Consider the following 17,519-nt stretch of genomic DNA (forward strand, 5'->3'; position numbering starts at 1 on the left):
CCATGAGCACAAAAGCGATTTATCCGGGTACCTTCGATCCGATCACTAACGGTCATCTTGACATCATTACCCGTGCGGCGGGCATGTTCGACAAGGTGATCCTGGCGATTGCCGCCAGCCCAAGCAAAAAGCCGATGTTTGATCTCAACGAGCGCGTGCAGCTTGCCACTGATGCCATTTCTCACCTGCCGAATGTTGAAGTCGTCGGGTTCAGCGACCTGATGGCCAATTTCGCCCGCGCCCAGCAGGCCAATATTCTGATTCGCGGCCTGCGCGCGGTGGCAGACTTCGAGTATGAGATGCAGCTGGCACATATGAACCGCCACCTGATGCCGGAGCTGGAAAGCGTATTCCTGATGCCGTCAAAAGAGTGGTCGTTTATCTCGTCCACACTGGTGAAAGAGGTGGCGCGCCATCACGGGGACGTTACCCATTTCCTGCCGGATAACGTCCACCAGGCGCTGATGGAAAAGCTAAAGTAGCGCTATTTCTGACAGTGGCGGCAGTAGAACGTGGCGCGCTGGGCGTGCTTCGCGGCAACGATCGGCGTCCCGCATACCCGGCATGGCTCACCTTTACGGCCATACACCTGCAGCTCCTGGGCAAAATAGCCCGGTTTACCGTCGCTTTGCAGGAAGTCTTTCAGCGTGGTCCCGCCCTGCTCAATCGAGCGCAGCAGCACGGCTTTAATGACCCGAACCAGCAGCTCACACTCCTGCACGGACAGCGACGAAGCCAGCCGATCGGGATGGATCCCGGCCGCGAACAGCGATTCGCTGGCGTAAATATTCCCCACGCCGACCACCAGCTTGTTATCCATTAGCCAGGGCTTAATCGGGGTCTTTTTCTTCGCGCACTTCTCTTTCAGGTAGTCCGCGTTAAACGCGTCTGAAAGCGGCTCAGGGCCCAGATGCGCCAGCACGTTGTGACCTTCCAGCTCCTTTGTCCACAGCCACGCGCCAAAGCGCCTTGGATCGGTGTAGCGCAGCACTTTGCCGTTGCTCATTACCAGGTCAACATGGTCGTGCTTTTCCGCAGGCAGTTCTTCGGTCAGGATGCGCAGGCTCCCGGACATTCCCAGATGGATAATAATCCAGCCGTCAGGCAGCTCCAGCAGCAGGTATTTCGCGCGGCGCTGCACGCTAAGGACGGGTTTGTCGCTTAACGCGTGGATCTCATCGGACACCGGCCAGCGCAGTCGTCCATTGCGAACGACAGCATGAAGAATAGTCGCGCCGACCAGATGGGGCTCAATGCCGCGACGGCTGGTCTCTACCTCAGGTAATTCAGGCATGGTTCCTCCGTTGAGATGCAGAATGCAAAAAACCCCGCAGTTGCGGGGTTTTTCAATACAAGGAGGCTAAAATTATTTGATTTTAGCTTCTTTGTACAGTACGTGCTGGCGTACAACTGGATCGAATTTTTTCAGTTCCAGTTTTTCCGGCTTAGTACGTTTGTTCTTCGTGGTGGTGTAGAAGTGACCTGTACCAGCAGAAGAAACCAGCTTGATTTTCTCGCGAATACCTTTAGCCATGATTTATTTCCTCTTTAAGTACTTAGTACTTTTCGCCACGGGCACGCAGTTCAGACAGAACTGTATCGATGCCTTTCTTATCGATTACACGCATACCTTTAGCAGATACGCGCAGGGTGACAAAACGCTTCTCGCTCTCAACCCAGAAACGGTGAGAGTGCAGGTTCGGCAGGAAACGGCGTTTAGTCGCGTTCAGTGCGTGGGAACGGTTGTTACCGGTCACCGGACGCTTGCCAGTAACTTGGCAGACTCGGGACATGTCTATTCTCCAAAAATCAAATTAGCTCGAGCTTCGTATGGGGTATCGGCGCCTCGTCAGGCTTTACAGCCCGGTCATCGCGTAGTTCTAAGTGAACTCTCGATTGCCAGGCCCAAATGCCAAACCCGAGATTCTCAAAGGTGGCGTAGTATACGCTGACTCGGCGGTGTGCTCAAGTCCCGAACAGACAAAGATCCCGATGGATCGCGAGAAATAGCCTAAATCCAGCCATGTTCTGCAAAAGAAATGTACTCTCCGCGGCCAATTATCAGATGGTCCAGCACACGAATGTCCATGAATTGACAGCATTTGATAATGCGTTCGGTGATTTCTTTGTCAGCTCTGCTCGGTTCTGCACAGCCAGAGGGGTGATTATGCGCGAGGATCACGCCCGCTGCATTCACTTTTATCGCTTCACGCACAATTTCACGCGGATGTACCTCAACGTGGCTCAGTGTACCCGAAAACAGGCGGCTGTGCTTCAGTACCCGGTTCCTGTTGTCGAGAAAGATCACCATAAAGATCTCCCGCTCCAGACCGGATAGCTGGCTTTGCAAAAATTCGCGGGTCATGTCAGGGGTAAGGATCGGATCTTGCTCCTCCATCTGCACGTTATAAAATCGCCGGGCAAGCTCAGCAATACCCCGTAACTGGGCATACTTCGCGACGCCAATGCCTTCTACGTGCGTAAATTCCTCCAGTTCGGCTGTCAGCAGACCATGTAGTGAACCAAAATGGTCTATCAGATTTCTCGCCAGCGTAAATACCGTTTTTCCCTTCGTACCTGTACGTAAAAAGAGCGCCAGCAGTTCGTCATCTTTTAATAACGTGACGCCATGACGCAGCAATTTTTCGCGCGGTAGCAGCAGTTCAGTCTCTTCCATGCCCGGCCTCCTTCTGTTTGCCATTATGCTGCCACAGGCAAATCCGGGGCTCGACGCTGAGGTTTCGTTCTTGCGTAGCGCCTCGCAAAGTGAATAAAGGACTTCATCACCCCCTATTTGGGATTGTGATAAAATGCCCGCTCTCTGGTGAAACCCAACAGGAAAGAATCATGATGAGCCTGGCCGGTAAAAAAATCGTTCTTGGCGTGAGCGGCGGCATTGCTGCCTATAAAGCGCCGGAGCTGGTGCGTCGTCTTCGCGAGCGCGGGGCGGACGTGCGGGTCGCGATAACCGAAGGCGGTAAAGCCTTTATCACCCCTCTGAGCCTGCAGGCGGTTTCAGGCTACCCGGTATCTGACAGCCTGCTCGACCCGGCCGCCGAAGCCGCGATGGGGCATATTGAGCTTGGTAAATGGGCCGATCTGGTGATTCTTGCCCCTGCCACGGCAGATTTAATTGCCCGCGTGGCGGCCGGTATGGCGAACGATCTGGTTTCGACCATTTGCCTCGCGACGCCTGCGCCCGTCGCCGTTGTGCCCGCCATGAACCAGCAGATGTACCGCAATGCCGCGACTCAGCATAATCTGGAGACGCTGGCCTCGCGCGGCCTGCTTATCTGGGGCCCGGACAGCGGCAGCCAGGCCTGCGGCGACGTTGGCCCAGGGCGTATGCTCGACCCGTTGACGATTGTCGATATGGCCGCCGCTCATTTCTCGCCTGTCAACGACCTGCAACATCTCAACATCATGATTACCGCGGGCCCGACGCGCGAGCCGCTGGATCCGGTGCGCTACATCACCAACCACAGCTCCGGCAAAATGGGCTTTGCAATTGCTGCCGCAGCGGCAAAACGCGGTGCTAACGTCACGCTGGTCAGCGGCCCGGTCTCGCTACCTACGCCACCTTTTGTGCAGCGCATTAATGTCACCACCGCGCTGGAGATGGAAGCCGCCGTGCAGGCTCATGCGCAACGCCAGCAGATTTTTATCGGCTGTGCGGCCGTGGCAGACTATCGCGCCGAGACCATCGCCGAGTCTAAAATCAAAAAGCAAGGCGATGAATTAACACTGAAAATGGTGAAAAACCCGGACATTGTTGCCGGAGTCGCCGCATTAAAAAGCCATCGTCCTTACGTTGTTGGATTTGCCGCAGAAACGAATAATGTGGAAGAATATGCCCGGCAAAAACGTACCCGCAAAAACCTCGATTTAATTTGCGCGAACGACGTATCGCTGGCCACGCAAGGATTTAATAGCGACAGCAACGCACTGCACCTTTTCTGGCAGGATGGAGATAAAATCTTACCGCTTGAGCGCAAGGAACTCCTGGGCCAACAATTACTGGACGAGATCGTTACCCGTTATGATGAAAAAAATCGACGTTAAGATTCTGGACCCGCGTGTTGGCGAGCAATTCCCGCTGCCAACCTATGCCACCTCCGGCTCTGCCGGACTTGACCTGCGCGCCTGTCTCGATGACGCCGTAGAACTGGCGCCCGGTGCCACTACCCTGATCCCGACGGGCCTGGCGATCCACATTGCTGACCCGTCTCTGGCGGCAGTCATCCTGCCGCGCTCTGGTCTGGGCCATAAGCACGGCGTTGTGCTGGGTAACCTGGTCGGCCTGATCGACTCCGATTACCAGGGTCAGCTGATGGTGTCCGTCTGGAACCGTGGCCAGGATAGCTTCACCATTGAACCGGGCGAGCGTATCGCGCAGATGGTTTTTGTACCGGTGGTACAGGCAGAATTTAACCTGGTGGCAGACTTTGATGCCACCGACCGTGGCGAAGGCGGCTTCGGCCATTCCGGGCGCAAATAACCGCCCGACACACACGTATCTCGCAGCGCCATAACGCAATAACAAACCGCAAACGTCAGTTTGCGGTCGCTGTGTGGATGCCAGCCTGGCAAGTGCTTATTTTTCAGGGGTATTTTGTAACATGGCAGAAAAACAAACCGCGAAAAGGAATCGTCGCGAAGAAATACTTCAATCTCTGGCTCTGATGCTTGAATCCAGCGATGGCAGTCAACGCATCACCACCGCCAAACTGGCCGCCTCTGTGGGCGTGTCTGAGGCGGCACTGTATCGTCATTTCCCCAGCAAAACAAAAATGTTCGACAGCCTGATCGAGTTTATTGAAGACAGTCTGATTACGCGCATTAACCTGATTCTGAAAGACGAAAAAGACACCACCGCGCGTCTGCGTCTGATTGTGCTGCTAATTCTGGGCTTTGGGGAACGCAATCCGGGATTAACCCGTATCCTGACCGGCCACGCGCTGATGTTTGAGCAGGACAGGCTGCAGGGCCGCATCAATCAGCTTTTCGAGCGTATTGAAGCACAGCTGCGCCAGGTGCTGCGCGAGAAGAAAATGCGTGAAGGCGAAGGATACAATACGGATGAGACACTGCTGGCAAGCCAGATCCTGGCGTTTTGTGAAGGCATGCTCTCCCGCTTTGTGCGCAGCGAATTTAAATACCGACCAACGGACGATTTTGACGCCCGCTGGCCGTTAGTGGCAGCGCAGCTGCAGTAGCACCGCAGGCCCGGTAAGCGTAGCGCCGCCGGGCAATTCAATTACACGCCAAACTCTTCGCGATACGCCCGAACCGCCGCCAGATGATCCGCCATCTCTGGCTTCTCTTCCAGATACGCAATCAGGTCTTTCAGGGTGATGATAGAGGTCACTTTGCAGCTGTAATCACGCTCTACTTCCTGGATAGCAGAGATATCGCCGCGACCACGCTCCTGACGATCCAGAGAAATCAGCACGCCAGCCAGCGTCGCACCGTTGGCCTGGATAATCTCCATAGATTCACGGATCGCGGTGCCTGCGGTAATCACGTCGTCGACCAGCATCACGCGGCCCTGCAGCGCGCTGCCCACAAGATTACCGCCTTCACCGTGGGTTTTGGCCTCTTTGCGGTTAAAGCAGTACGGCACGTCACGGTCATGGTGTTCTGCCAGCGCGACTGCAGTGGTCGTCGCAATTGGAATGCCTTTGTAGGCCGGGCCAAACAGCAGGTCAAAATCAATTCCGGAATCCACCAGCGCTTCGGCATAGAAACGGCCTAACAGTGCCAGATCGCGCCCGGTATTAAACAGCCCGGCGTTGAAGAAATAGGGGCTCTTACGCCCGGATTTCAGCGTAAACTCGCCAAACTTAAGTACCTGTTTATTAATCGCAAACTCAATAAACTGGCGCTGATACGATTTCATGGATTCGCTCCTTTGGTTTTTTCTGTCTTACAGGCAAAAAAAAGGCGACTCACTGGTCGCCTTTAAAATCAATTTTCTAACGCCGCTTTTTGCGTCGTTACAATGGATTCGATTCCCCCTCGGGCCAACGCCAGCAGGGAGAGAAGTTCTTCATGAGTGAACGGCTCGCCTTCCGCCGTGCCCTGCACCTCAATGATGCGACCGTCTTCGGTCATCACCACGTTCATGTCGGTCTCGGCGGCGGAATCTTCAACGTATTCCAGATCGCAAAGCGCTTCACCGTTAACGATCCCCACGGAAACCGCCGCGACCATCCCTTTCATAGGGTTGGTTTTCAGCTTACCGGCTGCAACCAGCTTGTTCAGGGCATCGGCCAGCGCCACGCAGGCACCGGTAATGGACGCGGTACGCGTGCCGCCATCTGCCTGAATCACGTCGCAGTCCAGAGTAATAGTGAATTCACCGAGAGTTTTCAGGTCAACGGCGGCGCGCAGCGCACGCGCGATAAGACGCTGAATTTCCATGGTACGGCCACCCTGCTTACCCTTTGCCGCTTCACGGGCGTTACGGGTATGGGTCGCGCGCGGCAGCATGCCGTACTCGGCGGTGATCCAGCCCTGGCCCTGACCTTTCAAAAAGCGCGGAACGCCCTCTTCGATGGATGCGGTACACAGCACTTTGGTGTCACCAAACTCAACCAGCACGGAGCCTTCAGCGTGTTTTGTATAGTTACGGGTCAGGGTGACGGGACGCACCTGATTGGCGCTACGACCTGATGGACGCATGATGGATTCTCCGGCTTGAAACGAATGTGGCTGCGCATTATACGGATAAAGGACGCTTATTCCTATCCTGAGAAGCCCCCGAAAGCTATAATCCCCCCATCTCTCCTTTAAAAACGGGAATGTCTATGATCCGCAGTATGACCGCCTACGCCCGGCGTGAAATCAAGGGTAGCTGGGGTAGCGCTACCTGGGAAATGCGTTCGGTAAACCAGCGCTATCTGGAAACATATTTCCGTATGCCGGAACAGTTCCGCAGCCTTGAACCTGTGGTGCGCGAACGTATCCGTACGCGTCTGACCCGCGGGAAAGTGGAATGCAACCTGCGCTTTGAGCCAGATGCCAGCGCGCAGGGCGAACTGATCCTCAACGAAAAGCTGGCGAAACAGCTCGTGAATGCGGCGAACTGGGTCAAAATGCAGAGCGATGAAGGCGAAATCAACCCGGTTGATATTCTGCGCTGGCCTGGAGTCATGGCCGCCGGAGAGCAGGATCTGGATGCCATTGCCGCTGAAATCCTGGCAGCCCTCGACGGCACGCTGGACGACTTTATCGTTGCCCGCGAAACCGAAGGCCAGGCGCTGAAAGCGATGATTGAGCAGCGTCTTGAAGGCGTCAGCGCTGAAGTAGCCAAAGTCCGCACCCACATGCCGGAAGTGCTGCAATGGCAGCGCGAGCGCCTGGTCGCCAAGCTGGAAGAAGCGGAAGTTCAGCTGGAAAATACCCGTCTGGAACAAGAGCTGGTGCTGATGGCGCAGCGTGTTGACGTGGCCGAAGAGCTGGATCGTCTGGAAGCGCACGTGAAAGAGACCTATAACATCCTGAAGAAGAAGGAAGCTGTAGGCCGCCGCCTGGACTTTATGATGCAGGAGTTCAACCGCGAGTCGAACACTCTGGCGTCTAAGTCTATCAATGCTGAAGTGACCAACTCAGCGATTGAACTCAAGGTTCTGATTGAGCAGATGCGCGAGCAGATCCAGAATATTGAGTAATCGCTTTTTGGGTGGTGTCGGCTGACGCCACCCATTATTATTTCTAATCCGAATTTCCCTCTCTTTTCTAATTCACCAGCCAAGTATCAAAGATATTCAACGTGTATTGATTAAATTTTATAGGTGAAATCCCATCGCCTTAGAAAATCTCAATCGTGATCTTGCGCACAAATCGCTAACCTTTCCGCGTTCACACCGGAGGGTATATGCTGCTTCACATTCTTTATCTCATTGGTATCACCGCAGAAGCCATGACTGGCGCTCTCGCCGCCGGGCGTCGCCGGATGGACACCTTCGGCGTGATCATTATTGCCACTGCAACCGCGCTGGGCGGTGGTTCCGTGCGCGACATCCTGCTTGGCCATTACCCGCTCGGCTGGGTGAAGCATCCTGAGTATGTGATTATCGTCGCAACGGCTGCCGTATTAACCACCATAGTGGCACCCGTTATGCCTCATCTTCGCCGTCTGTTCCTGGTGCTTGATGCGCTGGGGCTGATCGTGTTTTCCATCATCGGCGCGCAAATCGCGCTCGATATGGGAGAAGGCCCGGTTATCGCCACCATTGCTGCCGTGGTAACGGGCGTTTTCGGCGGCGTGCTGCGCGATATGTTCTGCAAACGCATTCCATTGGTCTTCCAAAAAGAGCTGTACGCCGGCATCTCCTTCGCCGCAGCGGTGCTCTACATTGCCCTGCAGCATTACGTATCAAACCATGACGTGGTGGTCATCTCCACGCTGCTGTTTGGCTTTACGGCCCGCATGCTGGCGCTGCGTCTGAAGCTCGGGCTGCCCGTCTTTCACTATAAGCACGGCGCTCACTAATCTCAGAATCCGTTGATGTGCTGTCGGGCAAGCCACCTGACCAGCACATCAATCTCTGGCGAGTGCAGCCAGCTAACGATTTGCCGCGCCTTCTCCTCTCCCGTCCCCGGTAAGGTCTGCCACGCCTTTTCACTGCGTTCGCTCATCTTCTGCCAGGACACCTCCCCCAACGCCTTCAGCGACGCCTGCGGTAGCGGAACACCCAGCGCTAAAATCCAGCGGGTAAAAGGCTGCTCACGCACCTGATTAAAGCGATGCCAGAGCGCTAGTCCGCGCGCTGCGGAAAACCCCGGCGTCGACTGCAGCTGCTCCTGCGTTAACAGCAGCCACGAAAAGAGATGTTCAAAATGATGCGCCTGCCAGAGCATCCGCCAGCCTGACTCACCTAACCCTTCAATGTTGAATACCTGCTTAGAACTGAGCCACGTCAGCCGGGCAAAAAACTGTTCCATACACTCCGGCGAGGCATAAAAGCAGCTCAGGGAGTGATAACGCGAGGCCGGAGGCTCTGGTTTTTGTCTGTCCGCTCCTCGCCAGACCACCTTATCAAACCGGGGAATACCCTGCCCGGCCAGGCTGACCTGGATCTGATCGCCCGGGGCAATATCCAGCCTCTGCCAGCGCCCAACCGAACCGAGACTCACTCGCTGCACCTGTTTATCGTCCAGCTGCACAGGCTCAAGTGCCGCCACGACAGAAATTTTGCCCGTGCGCCCCACGGAAAAACGAATATTCCTGACCTCTGCGACCTGCGCCGCAGGCGAATATTTCCATGCGATGACCCAGTTGCCTTCGCCGGGCAGCCAACCCTCCCCTGAAGGAGACTCCGCAGACCGAACCACTATGCCATCCGTGGCAAAGGGTAATGCCGTGTTTTGCCAGGCCAAACGCTGCTTTTCAACAGCATCAATAGTTTGTACGGGCAGCGTATAGCGTGCCGTCAGGGAAAAGCCTGCGGTGGACAGCTCAGAAAGCCTGTTTTCCATTCCTTTCGGTCCATCTGGCCAGGCCCAGATAAATATTCCTGTCTGGCTCAGAAGCGCGTTGTCCTTTTGTCGCATCATCGCACCCGCGACTTTTGCGCGTGCATTCATTCCACCCATCTGCCGCTGGACGTGGTTTTCGCGTAGCCAGAAAAGCTCCCCCTGTAAGACGCTGTTTGCCAGGGCGCCAGATACCTCCTTAGGCACGGACGGGATCAAACGCACGCGGGCCGTCCAGTCCTCGCCTTTTAGCCCATTACCACGGCTGATGGCCCGCGCTAGCTTTCCGTTGCGATACATCAGCGTCACCGCCACGCCGTCGACTTTTGGCTGCATCCAGAGATTTTTTCGACCGTGCATCCAGTGACCCAGCGCTTCTTTGCTGGCTGCTTTACGTACCCCCGTATGGGCAACAGGATGTTTTACGTTTCCCTCCAGCGCAGGAAGGGTGCTCTCAACAAAATCGTTGCCAAAACAGCGCTGCCACTGGGTTAAACGTCCGTTGAGCTGGTCATACACTTCGTCACTGACCTCGCTCACCCCCTGCTTCCAGTAAGCCTCATCCCAGCGTTTGATTTGTGCGCTTAATGACGCAATCTCTTTTTCGGCTTTTGCCTGTGACCACACCGGACACACCGCCGCCCCGTAACCACACCACAACAGCATTAACCCGCTTATCCATCGCCACATCGCTACCCCTCCTTTGCAATGCAGGAGATATAACCTGGCGTGAGAAACGACGCTAATAGCAACCTTTCACGCTGCGAGGCGCTATCCAGCGTTAATTTTTATTGCTGCAAACCGCAGGTAAAACCTGAAAACGGTACGCAAAATTCAATAATCCAGGGTAAAAAGTGTGACAAAGGCTACGTCACACAGCGGCGACGTGTATAATAAGCCCGTATGTAGGACTTCTTCGTTAACACATACAAAAGACTCTCATGGCTCAAGGCACGCTTTATATTGTTTCTGCCCCTAGTGGCGCGGGTAAATCCAGCCTTATTCAGGCACTGTTAAAAACCCAACCGTTGTACGACACTCAGGTTTCTGTTTCTCACACCACGCGAGCGCCGCGCCCGGGTGAAGTGCACGGTGAACACTATTTCTTTGTGGATCACGACGAGTTCAGAGCGATGATCGGCAGAGACGCGTTTCTTGAACACGCTGAAGTGTTCGGTAATTACTACGGCACTTCGCGTGAAACCATTGAGCAGGTTCTGGCGACGGGCGTGAATGTGTTCCTGGATATCGACTGGCAGGGCGCACAGCAAATTCGCAAGAAAATGCCTGACTCGCGCAGTATCTTTATTTTACCGCCGTCGAAAGATGAGCTGGATCGCCGCCTGCGTGGCCGCGGTCAGGACAGTGAAGAAGTCATCGCAAAGCGTATGGAACAGGCAGTTGCAGAAATGAGCCATTACGCGGAATATGATTACCTTATTGTGAATGATGATTTTGATGCCGCGCTGAGCGATCTCAAAACCATTCTTCGCGCAGAACGACTGCGTATGAGCCGCCAGAAGCAGCGACATGACGCATTAATCACCAAACTGTTGGCAGACTGAACCCACTTTCAGTATCATGCCCAGTCATTTCTTCACCTGTGGAGCATTTTAAGTATGGCACGCGTAACTGTTCAGGACGCTGTAGAGAAAATTGGTAACCGTTTTGACCTGGTGCTGGTCGCCGCGCGTCGCGCTCGTCAGATGCAGGTAGGCGGTAAAGATCCGCTGGTACCGGAAGAAAACGATAAAACCACCGTTATTGCACTTCGCGAAATCGAAGAAGGTCTGATCAACAACCAGATCCTCGACGTGCGTGAGCGCCAGGAGCAGCAAGAGCAGGAAGCCGCAGAACTGCAGGCCGTAACCGCCATTGCTGAAGGTCGTCGTTAATTAAACCTGCGGGTCGCCCTTGTATCTGTTTGAAAGCCTGAATCAACTGATTCAAACCTATCTGCCTGAAGACCAGATTAAGCGTCTTCAGCAGGCGTATCTCGTTGCACGTGACGCTCACGAGGGCCAGACACGTTCAAGCGGTGAACCCTACATCACGCACCCGGTTGCGGTAGCCTGTATTCTGGCCGAGATGAAACTCGACTACGAAACGCTGATGGCCGCCCTGCTGCACGACGTGATCGAAGATACCCCTGCCACCTACCAGGATATGGAACAGCTGTTTGGCAAAAGCGTTGCCGAGCTGGTGGAAGGGGTCTCTAAGCTTGATAAGCTTAAATTCCGCGATAAGAAAGAGGCGCAAGCCGAAAACTTTCGCAAGATGATTATGGCGATGGTGCAGGATATCCGCGTCATTCTCATCAAACTCGCTGACCGTACCCACAATATGCGCACGTTGGGCTCACTTCGCCCGGATAAACGTCGCCGCATTGCCCGTGAAACCCTCGAAATTTATAGTCCGCTGGCGCACCGTTTAGGTATCCACCACATCAAAACCGAGCTGGAAGAGCTGGGCTTTGAAGCGTTGTACCCGAACCGCTATCGCGTGATTAAAGAGGTGGTGAAAGCCGCACGCGGTAACCGTAAAGAGATGATTCAAAAGATCCTCTCTGAAATTGAAGGGCGGTTGCAGGAAGCGGGAATTCCGTGCCGCGTCAGCGGTCGCGAAAAACATCTTTACTCCATCTACTGCAAAATGGTGCTCAAAGAGCAGCGTTTTCACTCGATCATGGATATTTACGCGTTCCGCGTGATCGTCCATGACTCGGACACCTGTTATCGCGTGCTGGGGCAGATGCATAGCCTCTACAAACCGCGTCCGGGGCGCATGAAAGATTACATCGCCATTCCGAAAGCGAACGGCTATCAATCTTTGCATACCTCGATGATCGGTCCGCACGGTGTGCCTGTTGAAGTGCAGATCCGCACCGAAGACATGGACCAGATGGCAGAGATGGGGGTTGCCGCACACTGGGCTTACAAAGAGCACGGTGGCGAAAGCAGCACGACCGCACAAATCCGCGCCCAGCGCTGGATGCAGAGCCTGCTGGAGCTTCAGCAGAGTGCGGGTAGCTCGTTCGAATTTATCGAGAGCGTTAAATCCGATCTCTTCCCGGATGAGATTTACGTTTTCACCCCAGAAGGCCGCATTGTCGAACTGCCTGCGGGCGCAACGCCGGTCGACTTCGCCTACGCCGTGCATACCGATATCGGGCATGCCTGCGTGGGCGCACGCGTCGACAGACAGCCTTATCCGCTGTCACAGCCGCTCTCCAGCGGCCAGACGGTCGAAATTATTACCGCGCCGGGCGCACGTCCGAACGCGGCCTGGCTGAACTTTGTCGTGAGTTCCAAAGCGCGCGCCAAAATTCGTCAGCTGTTGAAAAACCTCAAGCGCGATGACTCTGTCAGCCTGGGGCGTCGTCTGCTCAACCACGCGCTGGGCGGCAGCCGCAAGCTGGCTGAGATCCCACCGGAGCATATCCAGCGTGAACTTGACCGTATGAAGCTCACGTCTCTGGACGATCTTCTGGCGGAAATTGGTCTGGGTAACGCGATGAGCGTTGTAGTAGCGAAAAACCTGCAGCAGGGTGAAGCGACGCCTGCTGCTCCAGGCGCATCCGGCCATGCGCATCTGCCGATTAAAGGCGCGGACGGGGTGCTGATCACCTTCGCAAAATGTTGCCGTCCAATCCCTGGCGACCCGATTATTGCGCACGTCAGCCCCGGCAAAGGGCTGGTTATCCACCATGAATCCTGTCGTAACATTCGCGGCTACCAGAAAGAAGCTGAGAAGTTTATGGCGGTCGAGTGGGATAAAGAGACGGCGCAGGAGTTTATCACTGAAATTAAGGTGGATATGTTCAACCACCAGGGTGCCCTGGCGAACCTGACGGCAGCCATCAACACGGCCTCGTCCAACATTCAAAGTCTGAACACGGAAGAAAAAGACGGCCGCGTCTATAGCGCCTTTATTCGTCTGACCGCCCGCGACCGCGTGCACCTGGCGAACATTATGCGCAAGATCCGCGTCATGCCGGACGTGATTAAAGTCACCCGAAACCGAAACTAGGTTTATGAATTCACAACGTTATGCCCGTATCTGCGAAATGCTCGCCAGACGTCAGCCTGACTTGACGGTCTGCATGGAGCAGGTGCATAAACCCCATAACGTCTCTGCCATCGTCCGTACCGCAGATGCCGTCGGCGTGCATGAAGTGCACGCCGTCTGGCCGGGTCACCGGATGCGAACCATGGTCTCTGCTGCCGCAGGCAGTAACAGCTGGGTATCCGTCAAATCTCACCAGACGATTGGCGATGCCGTATCGCATCTGAAAGGACGCGGGATGCAGATCCTGGCGACAAACCTGTCCGCAAAAGCCGTGGATTTCCGCGAGATCGACTACACCCGCCCGACCTGCATTTTGATGGGGCAGGAGAAAACCGGGATCTCCCAGGAAGCGCTGGATCTGGCGGATCGGGACATCATCATTCCGATGATCGGCATGGTTCAGTCCCTTAACGTCTCCGTGGCGTCCGCGCTCATTCTGTATGAAGCGCAGCGCCAGCGTCAGAACGCCGGGATGTACGAGCGCAGCAACAGCATGCTGCCGGAAGAGGAACAGCAGCGCCTGCTGTTTGAAGGAGGCTATCCGGTGCTGGCACGCGTTGCGAAGCAGAAAAAATTGCCTTACCCCCACGTCAACGCGCAGGGCGAGATTGAAGCCGATGCCGAGTGGTGGGCCACCATGCAGTACGCCGGGTAACCGATGAAAGGCCGCCTGCTGGATGCTATCCCGCTCAACAGCCTGACGGGCGTGGGCGCGGCGCAAAGCAATAAGCTGGCAAAAATTGGCCTGCACACCGTGCAGGATCTCCTGCTTCACCTTCCCCTGCGTTACGAAGACCGCACCCAGCTCTACAAGATTGGCGATCTGCTTCCCGCCATTTACGCCACCGTTGAAGGCGAAGTCCTGAACTGCAATATCACTTTCGGCGGACGCCGGATGATGACCTGTCAGATCAGCGACGGCACCGGCATCCTCACCATGCGTTTTTTCAACTTCAGCGCGGCGATGAAAAACAGCCTGGCGACAGGCCGCAGGGTGCTGGCCTATGGCGAAGCCAAGCGCGGGAAATACGGCGCAGAGATGATCCACCCGGAGTACCGCGTGCAGGGCGATCTCAGCACGCCGGAGCTGCAGGAGACGCTTACTCCGGTTTACCCGACGACCGAAGGCATTAAGCAGGCGACGCTGCGTAAGCTCACCGATCAGGCCCTTGAACTGCTCGATACTTGCGCCATTACCGAGCTGCTGCCGCCAGAACTGGCTCAGGGGATGATGAGCCTGCCCGAGGCGCTGCGCACCCTGCACCGCCCGCCGCCAACGCTGCTGCTCAGCGATTTAGAAAGCGGCAAACACCCCGCCCAACGGCGTCTTATCCTTGAGGAATTACTGGCGCATAACCTGAGCATGCTGGCGCTTCGCGCCGGCGCACAGCGTTTCCACGCTCAGCCGTTAAGCCCGAATGATGTGCTCAAAGATAAGCTGCTGGCCTCTCTGCCCTTTGAGCCCACCGGCGCGCAGGCGCGCGTCACCGCCGAGATTGAACGCGATATGGCGCTCGACGTGCCGATGATGCGCCTGGTGCAGGGCGACGTAGGCTCCGGTAAAACGCTGGTTGCCGCCCTGGCCGCGTTACGCGCCATCGCCCACGGCAAACAGGTCGCCCTGATGGCGCCGACAGAGCTGCTGGCCGAGCAGCACGCCAATAATTTCCGCGCCTGGTTCGCGCCGCTCGGGATTGAGGTGGGCTGGCTTGCCGGGAAGCAAAAAGGCAAAGCGCGTCTTGCGCAGCAGGAAGCCATCGCCAGCGGCCAGGTGCAGATGATTGTCGGCACGCACGCTATCTTCCAGGAGCAGGTGCAGTTTAACGGCCTTGCGCTGGTGATTATCGACGAACAGCACCGCTTTGGCGTGCATCAGCGTCTGGCGCTGTGGGAAAAAGGGCTGCAGCAGGGCTTCCACCCGCATCAGCTGATCATGACCGCCACGCCGATCCCGCGTACCCTGGCGATGACCGCCTATGCCGATCTGGATACCTCCACCATCGACGAGCTGCCCCCGGGCCGCACGCCGGTGACAACGGTTGCGATACCGGATACGCGCCGCAGCGATATCATCGACCGCGTGCGCAACGCCTGTACCCATGAAGGGCGCCAGGCCTACTGGGTCTGTACCCTGATTGAAGAGTCTGAGCTGCTGGAAGCGCAGGCCGCCGAAGCGACGTGGGAAGAGCTCAAGCTGGCGCTGCCCGAGCTGAACGTTGGCCTGGTTCACGGCCGCATGAAGCCTGCCGAGAAGCAGGCGGTGATGCAGTCCTTCAAACAGGGGGAGCTGCATTTGCTGGTCGCGACGACGGTCATCGAAGTGGGCGTTGACGTGCCCAACTCCAGCCTGATGATCATCGAAAACCCGGAGCGTCTGGGGCTTGCTCAGCTCCACCAGCTACGCGGGCGCGTCGGCCGCGGCGCGGTAGCGTCGCACTGCGTGCTGCTTTACAAAGCACCGCTTTCAAAAACCGCCCAGATGCGGCTGCAGGTGCTGCGCGACAGCAACGACGGCTTTGTGATTGCGCAAAAAGACCTGGAGATACGCGGCCCGGGCGAACTGCTGGGCACGCGCCAGACGGGAAATGCTGAATTCAAAGTGGCGGACTTACTGCGCGATCAGGCCATGATCCCCGAAGTTCAGCGCCTTGCGCGCCATATTCATGAACGCTACCCCGAACAGGCGGCAGCGTTAATTGAGCGCTGGATGCCGGAAACCGAACGGTATTCCAACGCCTGATCTCAGGCAAACATCGGCAGCATCAGGTACAGCTTGATCACCAGCGCGTTGACGATATCAATGAAGAATGCGCCAACCATTGGGACCACCAGAAACGCCATATGCGATGGCCCGAACCGTTCGGTGATCGCCTGCATGTTGGCGATAGCCGTTGGGGTAGCCCCCAGACCAAACCCGCAGTGACCCGCCGCCAGCACCGCCGCATCATAGTTTTTCCCCATCATGCGCCAGGTCACGAACATGGCGTACAGCGCCATAAACAGCGCCTGCACCGCCAGAATCGCCACCATCGGCAGCGCCAGCGAGGCCAGCTCCCACAGCTTAAGGCTCATGAGCGCCATCGCCAGGAACAGCGACAGGCAGACGTTGCCGAGCACCGATACCGCACGGTCAAACACGCGGTAAAAGCCCATCAGCGCCAGACCGTTGCTCAGGATCACCCCGATAAACAGCACGCAGACGAACGTTGGCAGTTCAAATGCAGTGCCCGCCAGCCATTGCGCAACCACTTTGCCCACGGTCAGGCAGATGGCAATCATCGCGATGGTTTCAATCATCACCAGTGAGGTGATGCTGCGGCCAACGTCCGGCTTTTCGAACGCGGTCGGCACCATTTCATCGTCCGGTCTGCCGTTCGGCGTGGTGGAGTGCTTCACCAGATAGCGCGCTACCGGGCCGCCAATCAGGCCGCCCAGCACCAGGCCAAAGGTCGCGCAGGCCATCGCCACTTCCGTCGCGTTTTCAAACCCGTAGCGTTCGATGAAAAGCTTACTCCACGCGGCCCCGGTACCGTGACCGCCCGAAAGGGTAATCGACCCAGCCAGCAGGCCCATCAGCGGATCCAGCCCCAGCAGCGTTGCCATACCGATGCCGATGGCGTTTTGCATCAGCAGCAGCCCCACCACCACAATCAGAAACACGCCGAGCACCTTACCGCCCGAGCGCAGGCTTGCCAGGTTGGCGTTCAGGCCGATGGTGGCAAAGAAAGCCAGCATCAGCGGGTCTTTCAGGGACATATCAAAATCAATTTCCCAACCCATGCTTTTTTTCAGTATCAGCAGGGCCAGCGCCACCAGCAGACCGCCGGCGACAGGTTCAGGAATAGTGTATTTTTTCAGAAAGGAAACGCTGTGGACCAGCTTGCGACCAAGCAGAAGAACCAGCGTTGCGGCAACAAGGGTCGACAACGTATCGAGATGAATCATAAAAGGCTCCTGTTATGCGCGTGTTC

At 56.3% G+C, this 17,519-nt stretch carries 19 protein-coding genes; 11 read left to right on the forward strand and 8 right to left on the reverse strand.

What is annotated here, in order from left to right; translation table 11 throughout:
- Positions 1 to 2: 2 nt before the first annotated feature.
- Positions 3 to 482, forward strand: a complete 480-nt coding sequence (gene coaD, locus USG84_RS18760; RefSeq protein ID WP_061096635.1) for a pantetheine-phosphate adenylyltransferase — start codon at positions 3 to 5, stop codon at positions 480 to 482.
- 2 nt (positions 483 to 484) lie between these two features.
- Here the strand turns inward: coaD and mutM are convergent, their stop codons facing one another.
- From mutM to radC, 4 genes are all read right to left on the reverse strand, one after another.
- A complete protein-coding gene (gene mutM, locus USG84_RS18765) occupies positions 485 to 1,294 on the reverse strand; it encodes a bifunctional DNA-formamidopyrimidine glycosylase/DNA-(apurinic or apyrimidinic site) lyase (RefSeq protein WP_151412663.1) in 810 nt (269 codons plus the stop codon).
- Between the two features lie 72 nt (positions 1,295 to 1,366).
- Positions 1,367 to 1,534 (reverse strand): 50S ribosomal protein L33, encoded by a 168-nt coding sequence (gene rpmG, locus USG84_RS18770; protein ID WP_003024094.1) that lies wholly within the window; start codon positions 1,532 to 1,534, stop codon positions 1,367 to 1,369.
- A 22-nt stretch (positions 1,535 to 1,556) separates the two neighbouring features.
- A complete protein-coding gene (gene rpmB, locus USG84_RS18775) occupies positions 1,557 to 1,793 on the reverse strand; it encodes a 50S ribosomal protein L28 (protein ID WP_002436699.1) in 237 nt (78 codons plus the stop codon).
- Between the two features lie 218 nt (positions 1,794 to 2,011).
- The gene (gene radC, locus USG84_RS18780) at positions 2,012 to 2,677 is read right to left on the reverse strand and encodes a RadC family protein (protein WP_151412662.1); all 666 of its coding nucleotides are present in this window, start codon (positions 2,675 to 2,677) and stop codon (positions 2,012 to 2,014) included.
- A gap of 173 nt (positions 2,678 to 2,850) precedes the next feature.
- Between radC and coaBC the strand changes: the two genes are divergently transcribed.
- The 3 genes from coaBC to slmA all read left to right on the forward strand — a co-directional run bounded on the left by coaBC (position 2,851) and on the right by slmA (position 5,216).
- Positions 2,851 to 4,062, forward strand: coding sequence for a bifunctional phosphopantothenoylcysteine decarboxylase/phosphopantothenate--cysteine ligase CoaBC (gene coaBC, locus USG84_RS18785; RefSeq protein ID WP_151412695.1), 1,212 nt, complete (start codon positions 2,851 to 2,853; stop codon positions 4,060 to 4,062).
- A complete protein-coding gene (dut, locus tag USG84_RS18790; protein WP_015570042.1) occupies positions 4,040 to 4,498 on the forward strand; it encodes a dUTP diphosphatase in 459 nt (152 codons plus the stop codon). The genes coaBC and dut overlap by 23 nt, the downstream gene beginning before the upstream one ends.
- 121 nt (positions 4,499 to 4,619) lie before the next feature.
- The gene (slmA, locus tag USG84_RS18795) at positions 4,620 to 5,216 is read left to right on the forward strand and encodes a nucleoid occlusion factor SlmA (RefSeq protein ID WP_028015015.1); all 597 of its coding nucleotides are present in this window, start codon (positions 4,620 to 4,622) and stop codon (positions 5,214 to 5,216) included.
- 41 nt (positions 5,217 to 5,257) lie between these two features.
- Here slmA and pyrE read toward each other — a convergent pair whose 3' ends face one another.
- Both pyrE and rph read right to left on the reverse strand, forming a co-directional pair.
- Positions 5,258 to 5,899: an orotate phosphoribosyltransferase gene (pyrE, locus tag USG84_RS18800; RefSeq protein ID WP_041911672.1), complete on the reverse strand. Its 642-nt coding sequence runs from the start codon at positions 5,897 to 5,899 to the stop codon at positions 5,258 to 5,260.
- A 68-nt stretch (positions 5,900 to 5,967) separates the two neighbouring features.
- Positions 5,968 to 6,684 carry a ribonuclease PH gene (gene rph, locus USG84_RS18805; protein WP_006812424.1) on the reverse strand — a complete coding sequence of 239 codons (717 nt, stop codon included), beginning with the start codon at positions 6,682 to 6,684 and terminating at the stop codon, positions 5,968 to 5,970.
- Positions 6,685 to 6,809: 125 nt separating this feature from the next.
- Here rph and USG84_RS18810 point away from each other — a divergent pair, with 125 nt between their 5' ends.
- Entirely contained in the window at positions 6,810 to 7,673 is an 864-nt protein-coding gene (locus tag USG84_RS18810; RefSeq protein WP_061096640.1) for a YicC/YloC family endoribonuclease, read from the forward strand.
- Positions 7,674 to 7,879: 206 nt separating this feature from the next.
- Positions 7,880 to 8,497: a trimeric intracellular cation channel family protein gene (locus USG84_RS18815; protein ID WP_061096641.1), complete on the forward strand. Its 618-nt coding sequence runs from the start codon at positions 7,880 to 7,882 to the stop codon at positions 8,495 to 8,497.
- Between the two features lie 2 nt (positions 8,498 to 8,499).
- Here the strand turns inward: USG84_RS18815 and ligB are convergent, their stop codons facing one another.
- The gene (gene ligB, locus USG84_RS18820; RefSeq protein ID WP_151412661.1) at positions 8,500 to 10,170 is read right to left on the reverse strand and encodes an NAD-dependent DNA ligase LigB; all 1,671 of its coding nucleotides are present in this window, start codon (positions 10,168 to 10,170) and stop codon (positions 8,500 to 8,502) included.
- A 251-nt stretch (positions 10,171 to 10,421) separates the two neighbouring features.
- Here ligB and gmk point away from each other — a divergent pair, with 251 nt between their 5' ends.
- The 5 genes from gmk to recG are packed head-to-tail and all read left to right on the forward strand — an operon-like array spanning position 10,422 to position 16,288.
- A complete protein-coding gene (gene gmk / locus USG84_RS18825; RefSeq protein ID WP_010426438.1) occupies positions 10,422 to 11,045 on the forward strand; it encodes a guanylate kinase in 624 nt (207 codons plus the stop codon).
- Between the two features lie 54 nt (positions 11,046 to 11,099).
- A complete protein-coding gene (rpoZ, locus tag USG84_RS18830; RefSeq protein WP_000135058.1) occupies positions 11,100 to 11,375 on the forward strand; it encodes a DNA-directed RNA polymerase subunit omega in 276 nt (91 codons plus the stop codon).
- A gap of 19 nt (positions 11,376 to 11,394) precedes the next feature.
- Positions 11,395 to 13,509: a bifunctional GTP diphosphokinase/guanosine-3',5'-bis pyrophosphate 3'-pyrophosphohydrolase gene (spoT, locus tag USG84_RS18835; RefSeq protein WP_151412660.1), complete on the forward strand. Its 2,115-nt coding sequence runs from the start codon at positions 11,395 to 11,397 to the stop codon at positions 13,507 to 13,509.
- A 4-nt stretch (positions 13,510 to 13,513) separates the two neighbouring features.
- Positions 13,514 to 14,203 carry a tRNA (guanosine(18)-2'-O)-methyltransferase TrmH gene (gene trmH, locus USG84_RS18840; RefSeq protein WP_061096643.1) on the forward strand — a complete coding sequence of 230 codons (690 nt, stop codon included), beginning with the start codon at positions 13,514 to 13,516 and terminating at the stop codon, positions 14,201 to 14,203.
- Between the two features lie 3 nt (positions 14,204 to 14,206).
- Positions 14,207 to 16,288 (forward strand): ATP-dependent DNA helicase RecG, encoded by a 2,082-nt coding sequence (gene recG / locus USG84_RS18845; RefSeq protein WP_253540229.1) that lies wholly within the window; start codon positions 14,207 to 14,209, stop codon positions 16,286 to 16,288.
- Positions 16,289 to 16,290: 2 nt separating this feature from the next.
- Here the strand turns inward: recG and gltS are convergent, their stop codons facing one another.
- The gene (gltS, locus tag USG84_RS18850) at positions 16,291 to 17,493 is read right to left on the reverse strand and encodes a sodium/glutamate symporter (protein ID WP_061096645.1); all 1,203 of its coding nucleotides are present in this window, start codon (positions 17,491 to 17,493) and stop codon (positions 16,291 to 16,293) included.
- Positions 17,494 to 17,519: the final 26 nt, after the last annotated feature.

This window comes from Enterobacter sp. 168J2 (assembly GCF_034107265.1).
GTDB classification, from domain to species: Bacteria; Pseudomonadota; Gammaproteobacteria; order Enterobacterales; family Enterobacteriaceae; genus Enterobacter; species Enterobacter nematophilus.

Bases quoted from the DNA above. Each gene is read 5' to 3' on its own strand.
- rpmB (WP_002436699.1), bottom strand. From the start codon at position 1,793: ATGTCCCGAGTCTGCCAAGTTACTGGCAAGCGTCCGGTGACCGGTAAC.
- pyrE (WP_041911672.1), bottom strand. From the start codon at position 5,899: ATGAAATCGTATCAGCGCCAGTTTATTGAGTTTGCGATTAATAAACAG.
- mutM (WP_151412663.1), bottom strand. From the start codon at position 1,294: ATGCCTGAATTACCTGAGGTAGAGACCAGCCGTCGCGGCATTGAGCCC.
- rpmG (WP_003024094.1), bottom strand. From the start codon at position 1,534: ATGGCTAAAGGTATTCGCGAGAAAATCAAGCTGGTTTCTTCTGCTGGT.
- ligB (WP_151412661.1), bottom strand. From the start codon at position 10,170: ATGTGGCGATGGATAAGCGGGTTAATGCTGTTGTGGTGTGGTTACGGG.
- coaD (WP_061096635.1), top strand. From the start codon at position 3: ATGAGCACAAAAGCGATTTATCCGGGTACCTTCGATCCGATCACTAAC.
- rpoZ (WP_000135058.1), top strand. From the start codon at position 11,100: ATGGCACGCGTAACTGTTCAGGACGCTGTAGAGAAAATTGGTAACCGT.
- coaBC (WP_151412695.1), top strand. From the start codon at position 2,851: ATGAGCCTGGCCGGTAAAAAAATCGTTCTTGGCGTGAGCGGCGGCATT.
- rph (WP_006812424.1), bottom strand. From the start codon at position 6,684: ATGCGTCCATCAGGTCGTAGCGCCAATCAGGTGCGTCCCGTCACCCTG.
- gmk (WP_010426438.1), top strand. From the start codon at position 10,422: ATGGCTCAAGGCACGCTTTATATTGTTTCTGCCCCTAGTGGCGCGGGT.
- USG84_RS18815 (WP_061096641.1), top strand. From the start codon at position 7,880: ATGCTGCTTCACATTCTTTATCTCATTGGTATCACCGCAGAAGCCATG.
- recG (WP_253540229.1), top strand. From the start codon at position 14,207: ATGAAAGGCCGCCTGCTGGATGCTATCCCGCTCAACAGCCTGACGGGC.
- dut (WP_015570042.1), top strand. From the start codon at position 4,040: ATGATGAAAAAAATCGACGTTAAGATTCTGGACCCGCGTGTTGGCGAG.
- trmH (WP_061096643.1), top strand. From the start codon at position 13,514: ATGAATTCACAACGTTATGCCCGTATCTGCGAAATGCTCGCCAGACGT.
- radC (WP_151412662.1), bottom strand. From the start codon at position 2,677: ATGGAAGAGACTGAACTGCTGCTACCGCGCGAAAAATTGCTGCGTCAT.
- gltS (WP_061096645.1), bottom strand. From the start codon at position 17,493: ATGATTCATCTCGATACGTTGTCGACCCTTGTTGCCGCAACGCTGGTT.
- slmA (WP_028015015.1), top strand. From the start codon at position 4,620: ATGGCAGAAAAACAAACCGCGAAAAGGAATCGTCGCGAAGAAATACTT.
- USG84_RS18810 (WP_061096640.1), top strand. From the start codon at position 6,810: ATGATCCGCAGTATGACCGCCTACGCCCGGCGTGAAATCAAGGGTAGC.